Source organism: Paenibacillus allorhizoplanae, from assembly GCF_927798215.1.
In the GTDB taxonomy this organism is placed as follows: Bacteria; Bacillota; Bacilli; order Paenibacillales; family NBRC-103111; genus Paenibacillus_E; species Paenibacillus_E allorhizoplanae.
Genome location: NZ_CAKMMW010000013.1, coordinates 175,013 through 196,288, shown reverse-complemented (window position 1 = coordinate 196,288; position 21,276 = coordinate 175,013). Strand labels below are relative to the sequence as shown.

The following is a 21,276-nucleotide window of genomic DNA, read 5'->3' as shown; positions in this document are numbered from 1 at the left end:
AACGCACGGTCAAAGCAAGAAGAACTTAAATTAGGGAGGAATTAATCAATGTCTGCAATTGTTTTGCTCAAACTCAAGCAGCGTAATTTTAAAGGCATCCGTGAATTCACCTTAGATACTGCTGGAAGTGATGTAAATATCTTTGGTGACAACGCCACTTACAAGACATCACAGTTTGATTCATTTACGTGGCTTCTGTTCGATAAGGACAGTCAGAACAAAAAGGATTTCGATATTAAAACATTGGATTCCAATAACAAAGCATTCTCAGGACTGGAACATGAAGTTGAAGGTGTACTCTCGATTGATGGTAGAACAAAGACACTACGCAAGGTGTATAAGGAAAAATGGACTAAGAAGCGCGGATCCGCAACGGATGAATTCACAGGGCATGAGACGGATTACTTTATCGACGAAGTGCCAGTGAAGAAAACCGAATATACGGCTTTCGTGGACAGCATCATGAATGAGGAAGTATTTAAGCTACTTACCAATCCTTCATATTTTAATGAGGTGCTGGACTGGAAGAAGCGCCGCAAGACTTTGCTTGAAGTGTGTGGTGATGTTTCGAATGATGACGTAATCTCAGGCAACGCAGCACTTTCTAAACTGCCAGCTATCCTGGGAGATAGAAGCATAGAGGACCATCGCAAGGTAATCATGACGAAGCGAACCAACATTAATGATGAGATAAAGAAGATTCCAATTCGCATTGATGAAGCAAGACGCTCACGTCCGGATGTGGCTGAACTCAACTCGGAACAGATCAGTAAGCAACTGGCTGCGGTGAAAACGCATATTGAAGCGAAAGAGTCCGAGTTACACCGAATTCAGACCGGTGGGGAAATTTCAGTTAAAGAAACACGGCTACGTGAGATTGAGGGAGAGTTGCTGCAGATTAAAAATAATGCTCAATCTTCATCCATGGATCGAGTGAACTCACAACGCCAGACGGTTTCGGGGATTCAGATTAAACTTAGTGATCTTGATTTTGAGATTAAACAATCAGAGAGGAGCATTGCAAGCAAGCAGGACATCATTAATGACAATGAAGCGAAGGCAGTAAAGCTTCGTACTGAATGGTCCGAAGTCAATGCAAGTGTTCTCGAGCATGTTCATTCTGAAGAGAATTGCCCGTCATGCGGTCAATCATTGCCTATCGAACAAGTTACTGCAGCATTCCAAAAAGCAGTGTCTGATTTTAACCTGAAAAAATCTGAACGGTTATCTGAAATATCCACAAAAGGAAAGAGCCTCAAAGCTGACAGGGAACGATTAGCAGCAGAAATCACAGATATTAACGGCAGGTTAGTTGAGTTTAAAGAAAAATCATCCATCTTCTCAGGTGAACTACTTAGTGCCAATGAGAAGTTAAATAAATTCCAATCCGGTATTAAGGATGTCACGCAGGATCCTGCTTATGTCCAGAAACTACAAGAGAAATCTGCAGTTGAGTCGGAAATACTTGGCTTGCGTTCGGCTTCCCTAGGCAGCATTGAACAAGTAAGAGATACCTTATCCAAGCTACGGCTAGATGCTGACAGGCTAGAGCAAAGCAGAGCGAAAATGTCTCAGATTGCTGAAATCGATAGACGGATTGATTCTTTGAAGGATCAGGAGAGAGAGCTGGCAGCGGAATACGAGCGGTTAGAAGAAGAACTCTACCTAACTGAGGAGTTCATTCGAACTAAGGTAAGCATGCTTGAATCCAAGATTAACAGCAAGTTCAAACAAGTGAAATTCAAATTATTCGAGCAACAGATCAATGGTGGATTGGATGAGACTTGTGAAGCGATGATCGGCGGTGTGCCTTACTCAACGGGACTGAACAGGGCAGCACAAATGAATGGCGGCCTAGACATCATTAACACCTTATCGGAGCACTACGGCATTGTCGCACCTATCTTTATCGATAACGCTGAGGCCGTCACGCAATTGATTGAGACGAAGGGTCAGCAGATTCGATTAATCGTTAGTGCTACGGATAAGAAATTACGGGTGGAAACTAAAACTATTCAGGAGGCGATTTAATTGACACAAATTACCCAAAAGGAATTAACCCAATCGGAACGTTTTATGAACAAGGTAGTCAATGAATTCGGGTCCAGCGTCGGTGAAGTAGCTTTAACAAACTTTCAAAAACGACTTGCTCAAAATTATTTCGTGGCTGTTGATAGTGCTTTGAGAATGGCTGAAGAGAAGCGTTTGAAGAAAACCAATAACAAGGATCAACTCGCAATTTCATGGGCTAACGTCAACATGGAGAAGCTGTCACGTGATGTAATCGCCAGAGCTAGAATCGGCTTTGACCCTGCTCAGCCTAATCACATCAGCATGATGCCTTTTAAAAATAACACCCTAAACAAATACGATATCGTGTTCATCGAAGGGTACCGTGGCATGGAATTGAAAGCTGTGAAGTATGGTTTGAACGTTCCGGACAATGTAATTGTAGAAGTGGTTTACTCGACGGATCATTTCAAATCAATAAAGAAAGATCGAAATAATCAAATCGAAACTTATGAATTTGCAATTACAAATGAATTTGATCGTGGGAACATTATCGGTGGTTTCTATTATCACGATTACAAAACGACTCCTGAAAAAAACAAGCTCGTTGTAATGAATCTAAAAGACATCGAGAAGAGAAAGCCGAAGCATGCAAGTGTTGAGTTCTGGGGCGGAGAAAAAGACATCTGGGAAAACAATAAGAAGGTAGGCAAGGAAGTAGTCGATGGTTGGTACGAGAAGATGGTATATAAAACAGTATTCCGGGCAGCTCACGGCGATGTGACTATTGATAGTCAGAAAATTGATGATGATTACCTACAGATGAAGCAATCCGAGGGGGAATATGCCGATGGTAGTGCTGCACAAGAAATTAATGAAAATGCAAACCGCGAAGCAATCGATATTGAACATGAAATCCTTGAGCCTGAGCATGTGGATGCTGATCCAGAACCACAAGCAAGTAAGCAACCTACCGGCGGCCCTGATTTCTAATGATTAATATCCTTCCACTTGGCTCCAGTAGCGCGGGCAACGCTTATCGAGTGACGGACGGAGTGACGCCTCTTCTTCTGGAGGCGGGCATCCGGTTCAAGGATATTCAGAAAGGTTGTAATTATCAATTATCGAGCATTTCTGGGTGCCTACTCACTCATGAACATGGTGATCATGTAAAATCGGCGAATGATCTCATGAAGGCGGGAATTGACATATATTGTTCAGCGGGAACGCAGGAAGCTGCAGGGCTAACGGGACACCGAGTAATCACTGTGCAGGCTAAGAAACAGTTTAAACTTGGCACATGGACAATTCTCCCTTTTGATACTGAGCACGACGTGTCGGAGCCGCTAGGGTTCCTGCTGATGAACTCGGTCGGAGAGAAATTGTTATTCGCGACGGATACATATTACATCCGATATCAGTTCAGCGGGCTCACGCATCTGCTTATTGAGTGTAATTACAGCATGAACATATTAAACGAGAACATCAAATCCGGACGTGTTCCGGTTGGCATGAAGAAGCGCCTGGTTAAGTCTCATATGAGTCTCGAAACAATGAAGGAGTTTTTAAAAGCCAATGACCTGAGTAAGGTTCAGGAGATTTGGTTGATCCACCTCAGTGACACAAACAGCGATAAAGAGTTATTCAAACGAGAAGTGCAGGAGCTAACTGGGAAGTTGGTTTATGTGGCAGGCAAATAAATAGGAGGTGTGATAGATGAAGCTCTCAGAAATTTTCTTGAAAGGGATTCAATTCTCGCTGAATACAGGGCTAAAAAGTTTCGAAAGTAAGACAGTGAGCCGTCTCATGGAGCACATTAGAGACGTTGAAGAGGAGAAGGTCCTGCTTCTTCAACAAATCGAGCGAGAGGCAGAAGCACAGAAGCTAGTTGTAATTCCTTTGGAAGTTGCTGAAGCGATTGAGTATTACAAACTATTCGGTTATCTCAACAACTGGGGAGTCATGGACTGTATACGGAGTGAACAAAGTAAAGTAGCAGTTATTGCGAGAGAATCTCTCAATAAAACAAACGGATGGAACAATCTGTTGTCTGCTATTCTCAACGGCTACACAGTTGAAACCGTTGAGAGCAAGATCAAAGTAGCAATTAGTGATGTGCGCGCCAAATGGTCCCGAATCGATTTTAATGATTACCAAGAGTCGACAGACTGTTTTGACAAGATGGTTTTCGAAAGAGTAACTCAAATCATCCGCGAGGATCAAGCAGCAGTTCAATGAATTGAAGGTGAGGTGAATGGCAAATCCGCAAGGAGGCGCATTTCTAACAAGTCGTGAGTTGTTCGGTAATCCTATCTGGAAGAACATCGTTGAATTTCGCCTCTTCTTTCTGATCTATGGCAATGCAGTATTCTCCGAAGTGAAGATAGCAGATGATTTGATTTTACAGCGTGGACAATGGCTTCGCTCAACTCGAAAGCTGCAAGATGATCTGGAATATATCGAGAATCGACAGGTAAAAACGTACTCAGTTTCTACCATAAATCGAACAATTCAGCGATTAGTACGCTTGCAGAGAGTATGCACGAAAACACATGAACTTGGAACAGTGTTCACAGTGCTAAATTATGAGCAATACCAAGGGTTTGGGCACTATACAAAACCTGAACTTGGAACACAACTTGGAACAGTCACGGAACAACCGCGGAACAATAATAAGAATGTAAAGAATGATATTAATTTAAAAGATATTATATATAGTCCTTTTAATGAAGATTTAATAGGAAAGGAGGAGGAAGAAGTGAAAAAACCTATAGAGGAAATATTCACATTCTGGAAATCAAAGAACCTCGTTCAGCATCGATTATTAAATCCAAGAATTAAAATGCAAATCTCGTGGAAGTTAGATAGCTATTCTCCCGAAGAGTTAAAAGAAGTCATATCAAATTATGCTGAGATATACCACAGCCCGGATTATGTGTTAGACACCAAATGGGGTTTAGATGACTTCCTCGAAAAAGGTCATTTTGAAAAATTCTTAACAGAGCGAGATCCTTACTCGTTTTATCCTAAAACAAGAAAGGCGCTGGCTGAGATTAATCCTCCGCCTGCTTCAAAACAAACCAAGCTTCAAAAGAATAAAGATCTTCTCTTAGGTAAAGGAGGAAAAGCCCATGACGGAAGAGGAGACCAGGTTCCTCCTGTACAAAGCTTCGGCAGCTTACCCGAACCAACTTGAGATTGAGGAAGAGACGCTTGTTGTTTGGATTGAAAGATTACGGCCAATACCTTTCGAACAAGCTCTTGAAAACCTAGATCACCATATCGATACAAACGACTACTTTCCTAAAATAGCTAATATCATCCGGAGAGACAGGGATTTTGTTGGAGAACATGAGCAATTAAAGTTAGAAACTGCAGAGCGCTTTGCTTTATTGGATGCTTGGGCAGCGGACGTCAAGCCACCTCCAGAAGGGTTTTGGAACAACGTTCGATCCAAATTGGTAGGTGAGGAAACATGAAGGTGAACATCGAGGAATTACTGGGGATCGAGATTCCTTGCGACCTTCAAGCAGAGCAGGCAGCGTTAGGTGCAATTCTTCTGGATGAAACAACCGGTTGTTTTGAAACAGCAAAGGGACGTTTACAGGGGGCAGAGTTTCACGATAAAAACCATATGCGAATTTTTAAGGCAATGGCTAGTGTCAACGAAGCAGGATCACCAATTGATTTCGTAACTGTAACGAGCCAGCTCCAAGATAGTGATGAGCTCGAGATTGTAGGCGGCGTAATTTATCTTATGGAACTCCGGAATGCTGTGTCAACAACGGCAAACATTGAGTTTTACGTGAATCGTGTAGAAGAAAAGTTTCTTATGCGACAGGCTATCCAAGTATCATCGGAATTGCTTCAGAAAGCAGCAGAACAGCAGGATTTCAAAGCATTTGTTGCAATAGCTGAAAAATCATTCGGTGTATTGAAGGATAGATCCACTCCGGTCAGCACGTTCAAAACGATGAAACAAACATTAATGACCGTTTGGGATCAGGCAGAACATCGGTATAACACCAGAGAGCAAAGCGCTGGAGTGACGGGTCAATCATCTGGATTTATCGATCTCGACAAGATGACGAAAGGATTTCAACGCTCTGATCTCATTATACTTGCTGCCCGCCCATCAGTCGGAAAGACAGCATTCGCTCTAAATGTGGCACAAAACGTAGGTGTGAATCTAAAGGAAACTGTGGCAATATTCTCTCTTGAAATGGGTGCGGACCAGCTAGTGACACGTATGATGAGCACGGTCGGGAGCATTGATGCAGAGAAGTTGAAAACAGGATTTTTCGAGGGTGATGATTGGGAGAAGATGAGTTTATCGATGAGTCTGATGTCTGAAGCCAATATCTTTATTGATGATACTCCAACGATCACAGTCCATGATATTCGGACCAAGTGCAGGAAGCTTCAAAAGGAAAAAGGTCTTGGTTTAATCCTCATTGATTACTTACAACTAATCCAAGGTAGAAGCGGCGGAAAAGGTAACAGCAACAGGCAAGAAGAGGTGTCGGAAATATCGAGGACCCTGAAGCAGCTTGCTCGAGAACTGGATGTTCCTATAATCGCTCTTTCTCAGTTAAGTCGTGGTGTTGAGCAACGTCAGGATAAGCGGCCAATGATGTCTGATCTTAGGGAATCGGGTTCAATTGAGCAAGACGCGGACATTGTAGCTTTCCTTTACAGAGATGACTATTACGACAAGAAGTCCGATAAGAAAAATATCATCGAAATAATCATTGCTAAACATCGGAATGGACCGCTAGGCACCGTAGAACTGGCCTTCATGAAGCAGTATGGGAAATTCCTAAACCTTGATCGCTCACATCAGGAACAACAAAAAGCTTTTTAGATGGGATCAGTCTGCCCATGAGGTAACCAAAAGTGTCGCGGACGTAAATAAAAGTAACGGAGAATTACAAGAAGATCAGATCGCGCCTGTTGAAGATGAGTTTGGCGGCACGGATTGATGTAGAAAGGGTGAGTTAAATGAGAACGCACATTGAAGATGACATTTATATTACTAGCAGCAGTGGTGGCCTAGGATTCACGATCGACAAACGCACGATGGTGAACGTGAAGGATAAGGAAACGGGTGAAGTCGTCGGGGAAAAAGAAACGTTCGTCACAGTTGAAGGCGGGAACCACACTAGCCTTTCGGGAGCATTCATTAAATTGTTACACAACAAAATAGTATCCATTCCGCACGAACCAATACTCGAATTACACGAGCTTACAGCAATCATTAAGGATTATAAATCTTTCATCGAATCAAAGTTTGGGGTGTAGGCCATGGAATTAACTATCCACTTGAGCAACTCAGAAACAGGACATGACGAAGAGAAATCACGGCGAAAGACACTGGAAGCGCTGGACGACCTAATCGATGAGTTAACGGTCACTCCAGTAGATAAGGAAGCGGCGCTCGCGGCATACTTCGCTGCAGGTCAAGGGATTGTCAGTATGCTTCGAACAGTTGGTAAAGAGACATTGGTTGACGAAGATGTGAACCTGTACGTCGAGGAGTTCATTCGGCAGCGGAATGACAGTCATCTTGAGAAGATGAGGTATTCAGGAGGTGAACCAATTGAAACAACTCTCAAGAGAGTTAATCATTGACAACTTCGCCGGCGGAGGCGGGGCATCGACGGGGATTGAGTTAGCGATTGGGCGAAGCGTTGACATCGCTATCAACCACGATCCAGCTGCTATCGCAATGCATAAAGCAAATCACCCTGATACTGAGCATTACTGTGAGTCAGTTTGGGACGTATCTCCAAAAGAAGTTGTACGAGGGCAGCCAGTAGCGCTTTGCTGGCTCTCCCCTGATTGCAAACACTTTAGTAAAGCTAAGGGTGGGAAACCAAAAGAGAAGGCTATTAGAGGGCTGGCATGGGTTGCTGTAAGGTGGGCAGCCACTGTCAGACCACGGGTGATCATGATGGAAAATGTGGAGGAATTCAAGACGTGGGGTCCTTTGTTGAAAGATGGACTTCCCGATCCCGACAAGAAGGGCAGGACATTCCAAGCGTTTGTTAATGCACTGAAAAGACAAGGCTATCAGGTCGATTGGAGAGAGCTTATCGCTTATGAATACGGAACTCCTACTGCACGAAGAAGATTCTTTCTAGTGGCTAGGTGTGATGGTAACCCAATTAGCTGGCCAGAGCCGAGCCACGGCATACCTGACAGTTTACCCGTTAAACAGAATAGACAGAAACCGTGGAGGACTGTAGCTGAAGTAATTGATTGGTCGATTCCTTGTCCTTCTATATTCGAGCGGAAAAAGCCGTTAGTTGAAAAGACAATGCGACGGATTGCTAAAGGGATAAAGAAATTTATTATTGAAAATCCAAATCCATATGTTGTTGAACAGAATCAATTAGTGTTCATCGGTAGGCAATTTGGAACATCTGTTGGACATCGAATTGATGAACCACTAGGGACAATAACTGCCGTTAACAAAAGCCAACTGGTTACCGCATTTTTAGCCCAATATCATAGCGAAACCGCGTCACATGAGGCTAGAGGGCAAACATTAGACCGCCCCATTCTTACATTGGATACATCAAATAGATATGCCTTGGTAGTAAATCAATTGGTTAAATCAGGTGAAGTTGTAAGTCACTACGCCGAAGAAGTGAAAGCTTTTTTAATCAAGTACTATGGTGCGGGTATCGGACAGGGGCTTACAGAACCATTACACACCATTCCTACAAAAGATCGTTTTGGGTTAGTGACTATTCACAACCAAGACTACGAGATTGTTGATATTGGAATGCGAATGCTTGAGCCGCATGAGCTCTTCCCAGCACAAGGTTTCCCGCCGGAGTACATTATTGATCGAGACGCGGATGGTAATAAGTATCCTAAATCTGCACAAGTAGCACGATGTGGTAACGCGGTCCCACCACCATTTGCTAAGGCACTGGTTGAAGCAAATTTACCAGAGTTTTGCAAAGTAAAGAGGCCTTATCAATCGCAATACCAATACGAAATGCAGTTGATGTGAGGTGTTGAGAAAAATGGATGACATCGTAAAGCGGAAATTCTGGCAGCGTATGAAAGGCTTGAACTTTGATCACTTCTGTGACGCGATGAATGAACTTCACACCCGAGCGTATGAACTTGGACAAAAGCACACCCATGAAGCGATGTCCTGTCACCCGCGTATCAGTAGCAACATGATTGAAACGGTAAAGGTGAAGGCTGTACAAATCCGCGAGGAGTGGGATGACTGTCGAGAGGTTCTCACCGTGGATAGTACGCTTGAGATATTGCTCGAAGAAATCATTGCTAGAAAATCCGGACTGGGATGGTGAAGGTTGAATGAATTGGAAGCAAGCCACGCTCTCCCAACTCTACGAAATCGGTTTCCACGATACGGGCTGCGCCTTAGTTCACAAGCAAGTTGCTCAGGATGAGCTCAGACGCCGCAAGCAGTCCAAGTCACACACTAACATAACTCAAACCAAGATAAGGAGGAAGCGAGCATGACCAGATTCAGAACAGCACCAGTGTGTAATTTCCCGGAATGTACAGCAGTCGGAAGAAAGACATGGGCATTACTCCCTTTATGCCTTGATCACCACGAAACAATTCGGTTAGAAACGTTGAAGTATTACGCCAACAGAATGCCTTATGAGCATCGTCAATATTACTTGCAAATAGCCAGGCTGATTAAACGGATAACTCCTTTGAATGCCCAGACAGTTACGAAAAACGGGGTTTTAGTAAACAAAGGTGGTGTGAAATGAGATTCGGAGCCAGAAAGAAGAAAAAAGAAGTTGAAGAGGTCAAAATCAACAAATATAACGCCAATAATGCCATCCTAACCCTTGCTACAGGCTCACTAGTTAAAGTGACAAAAGAGCAGTTCAAAAAATTCAAGGAAACGTCTTATGACGAAACGCTCCATGTCCTATTTGATTCCTATTTAGAGGGTAGATACTATCTTGATGAGTTGCTTCCTTTAATCAAGGAACGATCAATCATTGTCGAGATGCAGCCGAAATTCACTTTGCTTGATAAGTTCGAGAAAGAAGGAATCAAGCACCAAGCCATTACTTATACGCCTGACTTTAAGGTTACTTATTTTACAGGAAAAACAATGTTAATTGATGTTAAAGGTGCCGAAGATCAGAAGTTTCCTCTAAAACGGAAGATGTTCGATGCCAAGTTCCCTGAGTTCCCGCCGCTTGTTGTAATGAAATATGCGAAGAAGTTCGGAGGATGGATCACCATCGAGGAGTATGACAAGCAGAAGCGTGCGGAGAACAAACAGAAGAAGCTTATGGAAGCCGAGTGGAACGGGCAGCCAAGGGGCGAGGGGCCTAAGTGAAACGCCACATAGCACCACGGAAAATTAAAAATTGCTGTCTTACATGCAGCAAACCGATTCTAAAAGGTCACGTTTACTACACGAAGCGGAGAGTGTACGACTGTGGCGATGATGGGATCATTGGAATTACAAAACACTTTTGTGCTCGATGCAATTACGAAAATAAATATAGTGAAGAACGTTTTGAGCGCTTCAAATCAAATTGCCATCATCCTGAACCAATGATTCATGAGGTATGGAGTTACATTCCAGGTGAGGCAGTCATGCAACCAGATCATTGTGAATGCACATTGTGCGGAGAATGGTTATAAAAAATAAAACCAAAAGGATGAGTGATCTTATATGACACAAACAATTTTGACAACAGCTTCAATCAAGAAAATTACTAGCAGCAAAGCAACGGAAATCGTCCTTGTAATCCCATCAAGTGTTAGTCTCGACCAATTGAAAAACTTGGCTAAGCGCGAAGAGTTCTTTATCGCACTTGGTGTATCGCAGACGGAGGTTAGCGACTACCTCGAACCACGTCGCGGATATCAAGCAAGTGTGGATGGATCTGGCGTTGTTCAGTCAGTTAAGCCAGATGAGGAGTCAGAAGACGAAGGCGAGCAACTGGAGATTGAGGATGTGGAGACAGAGAGCGAAGAAGGGGAGAAAGAATTCGACGAGATCAATGAGGAAGACGCGGAAGAGTCGGAATCAGAATCTGAGGAATCTGCTGAAGAAGAGAATGATGGCGAACCATCAGAAGATGAACGTGAAATCCAGTCGATGGAAAGTGAAGTTATTCAGGAGGAACGTGAGCAGGATGATGACAAGCCCCTGACTTTTATTGATAAGGAAGACCTACCGTTCTAATCAGTCATTGCCCCTGCGTTGCGGGGGCTCCTATAAAGGAGGGCTGCAGGAATGAACAAGCCCAAAGTCGAGATCAAACTACTACCCGTGATTGTCATCCGAAAGAAAACGTACAGGGCAAGTAACTTTACTTGGAACATTAAAGGCAAGAAGTGGGCTGAGATAGATGTTTGGACAGATGGCGGCTGGCAGCCGGTACATGACTATGACCAAATAACGATGATTGCTCGGTTGCTGTGGGATCAAAGAAATTAATAGGAGCGTGTTGTATGAAGAACCTAACAAAAATGTTCGAGATGCAAAAGGTATTGGATGCAAAGATCATCGAGGAAAAGGGCTTACAGGGCATGGATAGACTGCCTTACTTGATCCTGGCGCTTCAGGTGGAGCTAGGTGAATGTGCGAATGAGTGGCGCGGGTTTAAGTACTGGAGTAAGGACCTGGAACCGCGTACTGAGAAGATGCTCACAGAGTACGTTGACTGCTTGCACTTCATTTTGTCGATTGGATTGCATAAAGGTTACGACGAGAGCATTCCTGCTTTCAAACGAAGTATATACGCATTCAAGACAGATTCAATAATTAAACAGTTTAATCGATTATTCTGGACTGTCGGGAGTTTCGAGGATGAACATAACGAAGGAGATTACATGCGGATTTGTTCTCAATTCTTAGGTCTAGGAGAAATGCTTGGTTTCACATGGGAACAGATCGAGCAGGCGTACATGGATAAGAACGCAGTCAATCACGAGCGGCAAGCGACTGGATATTGAATATGGAGAAAATGAAGCTCCTACCCCTTGAAGCAGCAATTTATGAAGGACTGAAGGCGGGGAAGAAACTATCTCAGATAGCTGAAGAGTTAGCTGGAATGAAATCACAAAATATGGCTGGTCGCATGAGCTGGCTTATGAAAAACGGAATAGTAATAAGGACGGGTAGCAAGCGAAGATTCGTTTATACAGTCAATAAGATCATCTACGAGATCATTCCGATAAGGAACGCTGCCAAAGAGACTTTGCCAGATGAGGGCCCGGATGTGTTATTAGAGGAAATGTTCTCGATAAAACTATCCGAAGAACAGATGCAAATCATAAATGACAATCGAGAAACGATGGGCAGAACGGCTATAGCGGCTAAGGTGGGAATTAGTAAGCTGCAGCTCAATCATGTGATGAATGGAATGATTTATAAGAAAAAGCTGTCTGGGAAGAAGTTGGATACTTAATGAATATTGAGGAACATCATCTATACTTTTTTAATGATGAGTAAATTAATGACGCTATTGTCGAGATCAATCCAAGTACAGTTAAGGCAAAGCCGATAATGCCGTATCCCAGATTGTCGAATCCTACATGGGGACTATGGATTGCATAATACCAAAGTAGTATCCCTGTAGCAAGTAACATGCAACTGATTGTAATGAGTATTTTCTCTTTCATACTTAGTCATCATCCTTTCAATCAAATCATAACAAAGATTGCATATTTTGAAATACATGAAGTATGACGATAGTTCATTTACAAAATAATGATATATACAATCGCAAAAATTATTGGAATTACACCAAATATACTTAGAATACATTTTAAAGTTGATTTATTTATATTTCTAAACAAGGTCAAAGAATTGCATGAAAAACATAAGAGAAACATTAAGTAATAGGGATAATACTCTGACAACATTTCGTTAAGATTGCTCGAAACAGTTCCATACGCGACACCCGCTGTAAATGCTGGAAATCCGTAAAAAAGTAAAAATAAAATTATTAGATTCAAAGAGAAGATGATTATGTTAAATAATCGCACTTTTAAGTCCTCCTCATGTGTTCAAATAAATATTAAAGTGCCACAAAACCTAATAAACAATCGCTTCTACCAAATCATAACATCGAGTGCAAGTGTAAATAAGTACTAACTATTTATAGTACTAAGAAATGAACACCATTTGAATATTGAGGAGCATGGAAAAGTAAAAAAACATCTCCCTGGAAAGAGATGTTTTGAAGGATGAAGCTATAAACTGAAGGGGTACTATAAATATATTCTAAATATTTCCAATTGTTTCTTCAGAAGTTGCTAAGATGATGATTTTATCTCTATTAACAGTGAGTTTTTATTTTCATGTTCCATATTCTGTAGAAGCTCGATTAACTTCACAGCAGCATTCCATTGTCGTTTCTCAACACAAGCTTGAATGATTTCAATAATTTCTTGCTGATTTATCATTTGATATATTTTCGTCATGAAGAGTTAATTATCGCCTCCTTTTAAATTATAGGAACTTGGAATGTAATGAAAAAAGAACACCTCACAGGATAGAGGTGTTTAAAAGAAAATGAAGGAATTAGAGTAGTAATATCACTTTATTCAAGATATTTCCAGTTGTTACTTAAGAAGTTCTAAAATGACTATCGCCGTAGGAGCCTTTAATCTTTAATGAACATTTGTTGGAAATTTCATATCACCACTTTAATATGTACTTTTGCAACTATCCATGCTGATGTCACACAAAGAAACGCAATTGAGTAGGAAATAAATGTCCACCCTATGTTCCATCCATTTCCGTAAGTTACGAATGTAAAGTGAAAGGCTAAATATTCTAGAAAAGTTATAAATAAACTGAACATAAAAATTATGAAGATTGGATGTAGTCGAACATTTCGTTTGGAAAGTGTGTAAACCAAAAGTGAACCAAGAACAGGGTATAGTCCCATATCAAAAGGGATTCCAGAAATTATTGGGTTTTCCTCGAAGTGGGGTTTCAAGTTCCAAAATCCAAAATAAAAACCTATCGTATTTATTAACATTGAAATTACCGCAGTTATAGGGCTAATGATAATGAATAAGACAGGTTGTTTTCTAATCAAGAATAATACTAAAACCCAAGGTAGTATGAAACCAAAAATAATATTGTAAAGCATTATTTGAATCACTCCGCATTTTCAAGACTTATAAAATGAAGCTATAAAACAACTAATTAATGAATATTGAAGATCAAAAAACACCCCCGCAGAAAGAGGTGTTTAGAAAGGGAAAGAAGGAACCTAGAGTAGCAACACATCTTATTCAAAATATTTCCAATTCGTTCTGGTAATATCCTTTAATTTAACCGTCCGGGTTCTTTATTTACTTCAAAGTTAGTTGTGTCACTATAGCTTTCACCCATTGCTTGATAGTTGGAAGGGACTTCCTCATCGGTATGTTCAACTTGATCACTGGAAGTTTCCTCAGACTCGTTTGATGTCATCGCCCAACTTACAGGGCGGCCAAGTTTTTTATGTAATTCTTGTAATTCCTTTTGATCCATCGAAATCCTTCCCTCCTGTTAAATACGGGGCTTGGTGATGCCACAAATGAAGCATAAATGTTTTAATCCTTTTATTTGCTTCACGTTGTCACAGTAAATGCATTTCATTGTGTAGTTCACCTCCGAGGATATTATGCCCTAGGAATTTAAATTAATGATAGTGGAGGAGAAACAAATGAAACCAATTTTAAACAAATCTTCCTCGATTCTTAAAGGTGCATTAGCCGGCAGAAGCGGAACAGTAACCGAGTACTACATCCACGCCTGCCTCAAACATTAGCCAGGACGTATAACAGCTGCTGTGGGCGTAGTTGATAATATCGCTATGCCCGCAAGGTAACCAAAAATAACATAACCGTAAGTAAATGTAACGGAGAATAGCTCCCTAAGGAGTGGGAAGGGATCGAATGAGTAAAATACCTGATGGACTTGCCTTATTCTACATTAAAGAAGGGATTCTATATCCCGTAGGAATGACGATAGAGCAAAAGCAAATGTTCGATATATACATGGCTGCACTACCTGGGAAGATATCCGTTATCGGAAACATGCCACAAGGCGAAGCGAGAACCTATCTTACCTAAAGGAGTGATTCTAGGTGCAGTTAAGTTTTGGAGATGATATTTTCCCTGACTTGGACGGTGGAGAGACCAAGAAAGCACTTATGGGTGTATTCGAACACTATCACCTGTGTAAGTACATGGAATTCGTCGAGAGGGAAGCAACGTTAACGGCTAGTTATGAGGATCGTCCTAGCGGACCCACTAATGTAACGAGCGACCAGACTTCAAATATCGCTATATATAATGTAGACGAAAAAGCGAGGCGTAAGGCATTCTGTGAAAGAGTGGAGCGAGCAGTGAGGCACCTGGCACCAAAAGAAAGGCTACTTATCGAGGAGCGCTACCTCAAGCCTTATGATAAAAACGGTGAACCTATCAAAGATTACCAAGTTTACAACTTCGTGTTTAATCCAGCGATTGGTAAAGACCAGTACACCAAGATCCGCAAGACCGCTTTATACAAGTTGGCGTTGAATTTGAGGATTGATGTGGAAAAGAGTAACTCACCAAAATTGAACGAATAGGACAAAGGATTTCAGGAATAAACAATAATAGAGGTGATGGGATGTGAAAACAATCGAAGAGCTCCCAGAAGTATTAGAAGTGGCTGACATCAAAGCATTCCTTGGTATCAGTAAATCAGCAGCTTATGAGTTAGTTAATTCAAAGGTGTTCCATGTGGTTAAAATAGGTCGCACTTATAAGATACCAAAGAAAGCATTTACCGCGTGGTTTGAAGGGCAGAAAATATCATGAGTCAAAGCTGGAAAGGGAGTGAAATCCCTTATCCAGCTTTTTTTGTTTTTGATGCAACTTTTGATGCAAAACGTGGTGGGAAACATTAAGAATAGATGAACTCACATGAAAGAGTGATCCACTTTTACCACTCACCAAAGGGTTATTGGACAAGGCTTTAAGATACTGCATAGGAAAGTGGAGGAATACAAGGGATTTATGAATTATGCCCATGGATGTGTGTCACCCCTCCTTGCTCGGGTATTGGGAATTACAAGGTTAAGGGATACAGTCAAAATTAGTTTATGAAGGGCTGATGTCAATGGTGCGGTATATGTGAAAAATAGGCGGAATGTATTTTTGAGTTTCAGCGCGAGGCGTGGTAAGCTGAATTGAGGTGTATTTGAAACCGAGAGGAGCTGCTTCGGATGTTCAGGCGTGATTATTTGATGCGGCAGATTGAACAATTGACGGTGGTGCTGCATCGGATTCTTTTTAACAAGGAACATATCCCGATTGAAGATGCGCAGAGACAGTTAGATGAAGCAAGTCGTCATTTATTGGGTTTGAATATCCGTTCCCTCCAGTCTTTGTCCAGTAAGGATATTCTGGAATTGCTATCCTACCAAGGGAGCATAGATACAGCGAAGGCGTTAGTCATTAGCGATATGTTTGTGGGGCAAGGTGAGCTGTTGAAGCAGCATGAGGAAGATGGGGAGGCCTATTGGGCGCACCTGAAGTCCTTAGATTTACTTTTGCATTTGTCTTTGTCGGAAGAAGTTGAGTCCGCGGATGAGGTTAATAATGAGATTGCCTCTCGGTTGGTTACGAGCTTGAATCATCTTCAAGGCTGGGAGATCCCAGAGGGGATGAAGAGGCAGCTTTTTTTACATTATGAGAAACAAAGCAATTATGCGAAGGTTGAAGATGTTTTGTTTCATTATATGGAGGATCACCCGGAGAAGTCAGAACTGCCAAAGCAAGGTCTGATTTTTTACGAAAAGCTGCTTCAGGTTGAGGACGAGCAGTTGAAGGCTGGGAATTTTAGCAAGGAAGAAGTGCTAGAGGGTTTGCGGATTATGAAAAAACGGCTGCTCTTATAACATTTTATCGTAGAAATTTAATCACAAAGCTGAAGGTGTTGAAAAGATGGCGTGGTACCAAGAAAGTTTTGGCGATGATTATTTACTTGTGTATAAACATAGAGATATGCAGGGTGCTTACCATGAAGTGAAGAAAATGGTGAATTGGTTGGACTTGGAGCAAGGGGCTCGTCTTTTGGATCTCTGTTGTGGAATGGGACGGCATTCGTTGGCGCTTTCGGAGCTTGGTTATACCGTAACTGGCGTTGATTTGTCGAAAGTACTGTTACAGGAAGCCGTCAAGCAGGGTGGAGAAGAGCAAGTGACATGGGTTCACGGTGATATGCGGGAGGTGCCGCTAAGTGAGCCGTTCGATGCGGTAGTGAATTTGTTTACGTCTTTTGGCTATTTTGATGAAGATGAGCAGAATGAGAAAGTGCTTCATGAGGTGTATCGGCTTTTAAAAAAAGAAGGTCGATTCATTATTGATTTTCTGAATCCGGTTTATGTGAAAGCGAACTTGGTCGCGCAGTCCGAACGGAAGGAAGAGGATTTGACCATTCGTGAGTCGAGAACAATCGAAGACGGTTGTGTGCGCAAACGGATTATGATTTCGCAAGCGGGTGCACCAGATCGGCATTATTTGGAGCAGGTGAAATTGTACGAGCGTCCGGTGTTTGAGGCGATGTTGGTCAAAGCTGGATTACATATTGATCATGTCTATGGTGACTATGAAGGTCAGGCTTATTCGCCAGAAACTTCGAGTCGGATGATTTTTGTTGGACATAAGGAAGGATGACTACTGGGATATGAACGTCGTGACCGTACATACAGATGAAATTACACAAGTGAAGGTGCCGTTGCCATTTCCTTTGCGTTGGGTGAATGCTTACCTAATTCGTGGCAGTAACGGTTACACTGTGATTGATCCAGGACTGCATACCCCGGAAGCGGAAGCGCTCTGGGAGCAAGTGCTCAAAGAGCAAGGGATCGGGTATGAGCACGTGGAACAAATCGTGCTCACCCACCACCATCCCGACCACTACGGGATGGCTGGTTGGTTCCAGGAGCGCACGGGCGCGCCGGTACTCCTATCGGAGACCGGATACGCGCAGGTGCAGCTCCTGTGGGGCCTGGAGCAGCTGATGTCTCCGCTGCTCCTCGAGCTTTTCGCCCGGCATGGCTTCCCTGAAGCCGGGCTGGAAGAGATGACGAAGCACATGGTGAGCTTCGTCGATCTGGTCTCCCCGCAGCCGCAGGTTACCCTGCTGCGTGAAGGGCCTGTGCGCCTCGGCGACCGCGTCTATGAAGCCATCGAGACCCCCGGCCATGCCGCGGGGCATCTCGTCTTCTACGACGCTGAGGCGCAGGTGATGTTTTGCGGCGACCACGTCCTGCCGCAAATATCGCCGAACGTTTCCTTCCTCCCGCAGGTGGAAGAAAACCCGCTCGGCGCATACCTGAGCAGCCTGCAGGAGATCAGCAGGCTGCCGGTTGTGATGGCTTACCCGGGGCACCGGGAGCCATGGCAGGGCTTTGGCGCGCGCGCAGAGGAGCTCGTGCGCCATCACCATGAGCGGCTTGCGCTCATGGAAGGGCAGTTAAGCGCGCCGCAGAGCGCTTATGAGGTGTGCCGGGCGACGTTCGGCGACAGACTGAGCGTGCACCAGCTGAGATTCGCGCTGTCGGAGACGATCGCGCACTTGATCCTGCTGGAGGCCGAGGGCCGCATCCAGCAGGTGGATCCGCAAGCAGATCGCGTGACCTACGTCGCGATATCTAAATAAGATAAATCCCCCTTCACCGTTATTGGTTGAAGGGGGATTTTTGTTTCATGTTTATGAAATTAGTCAGCAGGGAACTGGCTGAGATAGCAATTATTGACGCCTCGGAGCGGATATGGGTGCCGATGCACTTCGGAGACTGCAATTTTAGCCCTGTCGGAGTGGAAGTGGTGCCCACTCAACCGCCGCTCATCCGCTTACTTCAACGGCTTACTATACGTTGGCGTATGGTTATGCGCTAACCGACCACAAGCTGCCGCAACAATCCCACAGACCATATCATCGATAAACGTATTGCATTTACCATCTGCGTGATCACTATCGAGCTCTTCGATAATGCCGATTTTGGCTTTATCGAGATAGCCGAAATTCGTGAGCGCAATGGTTCCGTACATGAGAGGAACGGCAGTTGCGATACTTTCATCGACGCCGAAAAGTCCTTCGTCCATCCCTACAATATGATTGTATTGAGGGTTGAATTCCTTGGCTTCGACAGCGGTATCAATCTTGATCGCGAGTTGGAGCGCATGAAAGGTTTGCTGTTTGCGAAGTACCGCCAGAATATGCTCTTCACAGAGACTGCGTGGCATATCTGGATTGTAAGGACGTTGCAACTGGTCAAGGATCTCGACCATATCATCCAGGAGAACACCGCGTGCCTCAAGCATTTGCAGATTGCGTTTGGAGTAATCCATCTTCACGCTATCCGAAATAATGACACTTGCGGTTGATGCGACAATCGCACAGATCCCCTTGGAGATGAAAGATTTAGGTCTTTTCGTCGGGAAAAAGAAGCGGAATTTGCAGTCGATGAAACCGAATAGTGAGATCGCACCGCTCCCGTATAATCCGCAAATGGACATCGCAATTGTGCGATGAACATTATAGGCAGGGTCTTTCATGCTAGCTAGCAGTTCTGCATCATGTTTCACCTTTTTTTGAAGCTCCATGAGTGTAGACATGACGTTGAATGTTTCTGTTTTACTTAATACCCCGAGCAGCGTGGTTGTGATTAAATCGGTGGGGATTTTCTTGATGCCTTTTATTTCAACAAGCAATCTAGCAACAGCTTCCTCAATGACAGCTTGTGGATAATGACTGAAAACCTCTTCTCGAAATTCATTGAAAATGAGGGTCTTTTCCTTTAGAAATGTTCTCATAACAAGACCTCCTTCATCCAATATCAGAAAGTAGTTATTGCACTTGATATTGGTCTTTTATTTCAGTTTCACGCTGGTATTCAGTATAGCATATGAGTTCGAATTGACGAAAATTGGTAATCATTCATTTCGTCATTGTGTTTTTTTGTGATTCATAAAAAGGTGGACAAAAAGTAGTTATAAATCGGACAAAGCCCCGTATACATAGTAATACGAAAAGCATCGTACAGGCCATGCGAATAGCAAAAATCGAAGGAGGAAATAAGCAAATGAAACATCAACATTGGATTCGTTCAGCCGCTTTAGCGGGGGTGATTGTTCTACTGACCACGGGATGTTCGATTTTGGGCAGTGGAAAGAAGAGTGACATCGATGCACCTCCTGGGGCGGGTACAGACGTAGATGTGAAGACGACTTCAGCTGCGGTTACAGTCGACATGTCTGAAGATATTACGTCACAAATGACGGTGTATGTCAAAGATGCCAAAGGCTTCGTGACACCGTTAAGTCTAGCGTTGCCGAAGACAGTTTCTGTTGCTAAGACGACATTAGAGTACATGGTGGACGGCGGACCAGAAACGAGTCAGCTGCCTTCAGGTTTCCAAGCGCTTCTACCGAAGGGGACTAAGGTTATTAGTTTAAATGTAAAATCAGACAAAAGTGCTACGGTTGATTTCTCCAAAGAATTTCTCAACTACGATGTGAAGGATGAGCGCAAGCTCCTTGAGGCTATCACGTGGAACTTGACGAACTTCCCTACGATCGATAAGGTTCAACTGCGTGTAGATGGCAAGGACCTGAAAGAGATGCCAAAGGGCCGAACACCACTTGATGCACCATTGGCGCGCACGATGGGGATCAATCTGGAGAAAGCAGAGGATACCGAATTTGGTCAAGCTACTCCGGTTACACTCTATTTCCTAAATCAAAATGATCAAAATTACAAATATTATGTCCCTGTGACTCGACTTATAAAGAGAACGGACGATGTTGCGAAAGCTGTTGTCGAGCAGTTAATTAAAGGGCCAGATCAGAAGAAAGGACTTGCTGCTGTCCTCAATGCAACGACAGAGTTGAAGAGCATTAAGCCAAGCGAGGGTCTCATCACCGTGGACTTCTCCAACAAGCTGCTGGGAACGGATCAGAAAGCTTCAGCGGATGCGTTGCAATCCGTCATCTTGTCTTTAACTGAGAACACAACATTTAAACAGGTACAAATTAAGGTGGATGGCGCTGTGAAAATTACGTCTACAGATAATCAAAACTACAGTAAGCCTGTCCTGAGGCCCGCGCATATTAATCCTGCGATCAAGCTTTAATCGTATTGATACCCAACGTTCCACCAGGTGATTCCAACGTTCTTAACGGTGGAGTCCCTGGTGTTTTTTCGGTTTTTTTCATATTGACTAGTGGTAGGATGCT

Annotated in this window: 28 protein-coding genes; 24 read left to right on the top strand and 4 right to left on the bottom strand. The window is 43.2% G+C overall.

The genetic code is table 11. The annotated features are described in order from the left end of the window. Positions 1 to 48: 48 nt before the first annotated feature. From L6I86_RS21115 to L6I86_RS21035, 17 genes are all read left to right on the top strand, one after another. A complete protein-coding gene (locus L6I86_RS21115; RefSeq protein ID WP_236290268.1) occupies positions 49 to 2,031 on the top strand; it encodes an AAA family ATPase in 1,983 nt (660 codons plus the stop codon). Then, positions 2,032 to 3,003 (top strand): recombinase family protein, encoded by a 972-nt coding sequence (locus L6I86_RS21110; protein ID WP_236290267.1) that lies wholly within the window; start codon positions 2,032 to 2,034, stop codon positions 3,001 to 3,003. Next, a complete protein-coding gene (locus tag L6I86_RS21105; RefSeq protein ID WP_236290264.1) occupies positions 3,003 to 3,710 on the top strand; it encodes an MBL fold metallo-hydrolase in 708 nt (235 codons plus the stop codon). The genes L6I86_RS21110 and L6I86_RS21105 overlap by 1 nt, the downstream gene beginning before the upstream one ends. 16 nt (positions 3,711 to 3,726) lie before the next feature. Next, on the top strand, positions 3,727 to 4,248 hold the full coding sequence (locus L6I86_RS21100) for a DUF1642 domain-containing protein (protein ID WP_236290262.1): 522 nt from the start codon (positions 3,727 to 3,729) through the stop codon (positions 4,246 to 4,248). Between the two features lie 16 nt (positions 4,249 to 4,264). Beyond that, a complete protein-coding gene (locus tag L6I86_RS21095; RefSeq protein ID WP_236290260.1) occupies positions 4,265 to 5,206 on the top strand; it encodes a hypothetical protein in 942 nt (313 codons plus the stop codon). Then, complete coding sequence (locus L6I86_RS21090; protein ID WP_236290258.1) at positions 5,142 to 5,489, top strand: hypothetical protein; 348 nt, start codon at positions 5,142 to 5,144, stop codon at positions 5,487 to 5,489. Before L6I86_RS21095 ends, L6I86_RS21090 begins: the two co-directional genes overlap by 65 nt. After that, a complete protein-coding gene (gene dnaB, locus L6I86_RS21085) occupies positions 5,486 to 6,874 on the top strand; it encodes a replicative DNA helicase (RefSeq protein ID WP_236290256.1) in 1,389 nt (462 codons plus the stop codon). The genes L6I86_RS21090 and dnaB overlap by 4 nt, the downstream gene beginning before the upstream one ends. 137 nt (positions 6,875 to 7,011) lie before the next feature. Beyond that, on the top strand, positions 7,012 to 7,311 hold the full coding sequence (locus L6I86_RS21080) for a hypothetical protein (protein ID WP_236290254.1): 300 nt from the start codon (positions 7,012 to 7,014) through the stop codon (positions 7,309 to 7,311). Between the two features lie 3 nt (positions 7,312 to 7,314). Further along, on the top strand, positions 7,315 to 7,641 hold the full coding sequence (locus tag L6I86_RS21075; protein WP_236290252.1) for a hypothetical protein: 327 nt from the start codon (positions 7,315 to 7,317) through the stop codon (positions 7,639 to 7,641). Beyond that, positions 7,610 to 9,034, top strand: coding sequence for a DNA cytosine methyltransferase (locus L6I86_RS21070; RefSeq protein WP_236290250.1), 1,425 nt, complete (start codon positions 7,610 to 7,612; stop codon positions 9,032 to 9,034). The genes L6I86_RS21075 and L6I86_RS21070 overlap by 32 nt, the downstream gene beginning before the upstream one ends. A 13-nt stretch (positions 9,035 to 9,047) precedes the next feature. Then, positions 9,048 to 9,344, top strand: coding sequence for a hypothetical protein (locus tag L6I86_RS21065; RefSeq protein WP_236290248.1), 297 nt, complete (start codon positions 9,048 to 9,050; stop codon positions 9,342 to 9,344). Between the two features lie 171 nt (positions 9,345 to 9,515). Beyond that, positions 9,516 to 9,779 carry a hypothetical protein gene (locus L6I86_RS21060; RefSeq protein WP_236290246.1) on the top strand — a complete coding sequence of 88 codons (264 nt, stop codon included), beginning with the start codon at positions 9,516 to 9,518 and terminating at the stop codon, positions 9,777 to 9,779. After that, positions 9,776 to 10,363 carry a DUF1064 domain-containing protein gene (locus tag L6I86_RS21055; RefSeq protein WP_236290244.1) on the top strand — a complete coding sequence of 196 codons (588 nt, stop codon included), beginning with the start codon at positions 9,776 to 9,778 and terminating at the stop codon, positions 10,361 to 10,363. The genes L6I86_RS21060 and L6I86_RS21055 overlap by 4 nt, the downstream gene beginning before the upstream one ends. A 342-nt stretch (positions 10,364 to 10,705) precedes the next feature. Continuing rightward, positions 10,706 to 11,221 (top strand): hypothetical protein, encoded by a 516-nt coding sequence (locus L6I86_RS21050; RefSeq protein WP_236290242.1) that lies wholly within the window; start codon positions 10,706 to 10,708, stop codon positions 11,219 to 11,221. A gap of 51 nt (positions 11,222 to 11,272) precedes the next feature. Then, on the top strand, positions 11,273 to 11,476 hold the full coding sequence (locus L6I86_RS21045; RefSeq protein ID WP_236290239.1) for a hypothetical protein: 204 nt from the start codon (positions 11,273 to 11,275) through the stop codon (positions 11,474 to 11,476). A 14-nt stretch (positions 11,477 to 11,490) separates the two neighbouring features. Further along, a complete protein-coding gene (locus tag L6I86_RS21040; RefSeq protein ID WP_236290237.1) occupies positions 11,491 to 11,994 on the top strand; it encodes a dUTP diphosphatase in 504 nt (167 codons plus the stop codon). Positions 11,995 to 12,092: 98 nt separating this feature from the next. Continuing rightward, positions 12,093 to 12,449, top strand: coding sequence for a hypothetical protein (locus tag L6I86_RS21035; RefSeq protein WP_236290235.1), 357 nt, complete (start codon positions 12,093 to 12,095; stop codon positions 12,447 to 12,449). Between the two features lie 850 nt (positions 12,450 to 13,299). Here the strand turns inward: L6I86_RS21035 and L6I86_RS21030 are convergent. From L6I86_RS21030 to L6I86_RS21025, 3 genes are all read right to left on the bottom strand, one after another. Next, positions 13,300 to 13,467, bottom strand: coding sequence for a hypothetical protein (locus L6I86_RS21030; protein WP_236290232.1), 168 nt, complete (start codon positions 13,465 to 13,467; stop codon positions 13,300 to 13,302). A gap of 212 nt (positions 13,468 to 13,679) precedes the next feature. Further along, positions 13,680 to 14,144 carry a CBO0543 family protein gene (locus L6I86_RS35950; RefSeq protein WP_420851913.1) on the bottom strand — a complete coding sequence of 155 codons (465 nt, stop codon included), beginning with the start codon at positions 14,142 to 14,144 and terminating at the stop codon, positions 13,680 to 13,682. 179 nt (positions 14,145 to 14,323) lie between these two features. Continuing rightward, entirely contained in the window at positions 14,324 to 14,530 is a 207-nt protein-coding gene (locus L6I86_RS21025) for a hypothetical protein (protein WP_236290230.1), read from the bottom strand. Between the two features lie 407 nt (positions 14,531 to 14,937). On the opposite strand from L6I86_RS21025, the gene L6I86_RS21020 reads away from it, so the two are divergent. The 6 genes from L6I86_RS21020 to L6I86_RS20995 all read left to right on the top strand — a co-directional run bounded on the left by L6I86_RS21020 (position 14,938) and on the right by L6I86_RS20995 (position 18,697). Beyond that, positions 14,938 to 15,114: a hypothetical protein gene (locus tag L6I86_RS21020; RefSeq protein ID WP_236290228.1), complete on the top strand. Its 177-nt coding sequence runs from the start codon at positions 14,938 to 14,940 to the stop codon at positions 15,112 to 15,114. Positions 15,115 to 15,128: 14 nt separating this feature from the next. Continuing rightward, entirely contained in the window at positions 15,129 to 15,617 is a 489-nt protein-coding gene (locus L6I86_RS21015) for an ArpU family phage packaging/lysis transcriptional regulator (protein WP_236290227.1), read from the top strand. Between the two features lie 43 nt (positions 15,618 to 15,660). Beyond that, entirely contained in the window at positions 15,661 to 15,849 is a 189-nt protein-coding gene (locus L6I86_RS21010) for a helix-turn-helix domain-containing protein (protein ID WP_236290225.1), read from the top strand. A gap of 407 nt (positions 15,850 to 16,256) precedes the next feature. After that, complete coding sequence (locus L6I86_RS21005) at positions 16,257 to 16,931, top strand: DUF6483 family protein (RefSeq protein WP_236290223.1); 675 nt, start codon at positions 16,257 to 16,259, stop codon at positions 16,929 to 16,931. A 46-nt stretch (positions 16,932 to 16,977) separates the two neighbouring features. Continuing rightward, on the top strand, positions 16,978 to 17,709 hold the full coding sequence (locus L6I86_RS21000) for a class I SAM-dependent methyltransferase (RefSeq protein WP_236290221.1): 732 nt from the start codon (positions 16,978 to 16,980) through the stop codon (positions 17,707 to 17,709). A 10-nt stretch (positions 17,710 to 17,719) separates the two neighbouring features. Next, positions 17,720 to 18,697: an MBL fold metallo-hydrolase gene (locus tag L6I86_RS20995; RefSeq protein ID WP_236290219.1), complete on the top strand. Its 978-nt coding sequence runs from the start codon at positions 17,720 to 17,722 to the stop codon at positions 18,695 to 18,697. 194 nt (positions 18,698 to 18,891) lie between these two features. On the opposite strand, the gene L6I86_RS20990 is transcribed toward L6I86_RS20995, so the two are convergent. Continuing rightward, a complete protein-coding gene (locus L6I86_RS20990; RefSeq protein ID WP_056610274.1) occupies positions 18,892 to 19,854 on the bottom strand; it encodes a phosphatidylglycerophosphatase A family protein in 963 nt (320 codons plus the stop codon). 269 nt (positions 19,855 to 20,123) lie between these two features. Here L6I86_RS20990 and L6I86_RS20985 point away from each other — a divergent pair, with 269 nt between their 5' ends. Beyond that, positions 20,124 to 21,173, top strand: a complete 1,050-nt coding sequence (locus L6I86_RS20985; protein WP_236290217.1) for a GerMN domain-containing protein — start codon at positions 20,124 to 20,126, stop codon at positions 21,171 to 21,173. Positions 21,174 to 21,276 lie beyond the last annotated feature (103 nt).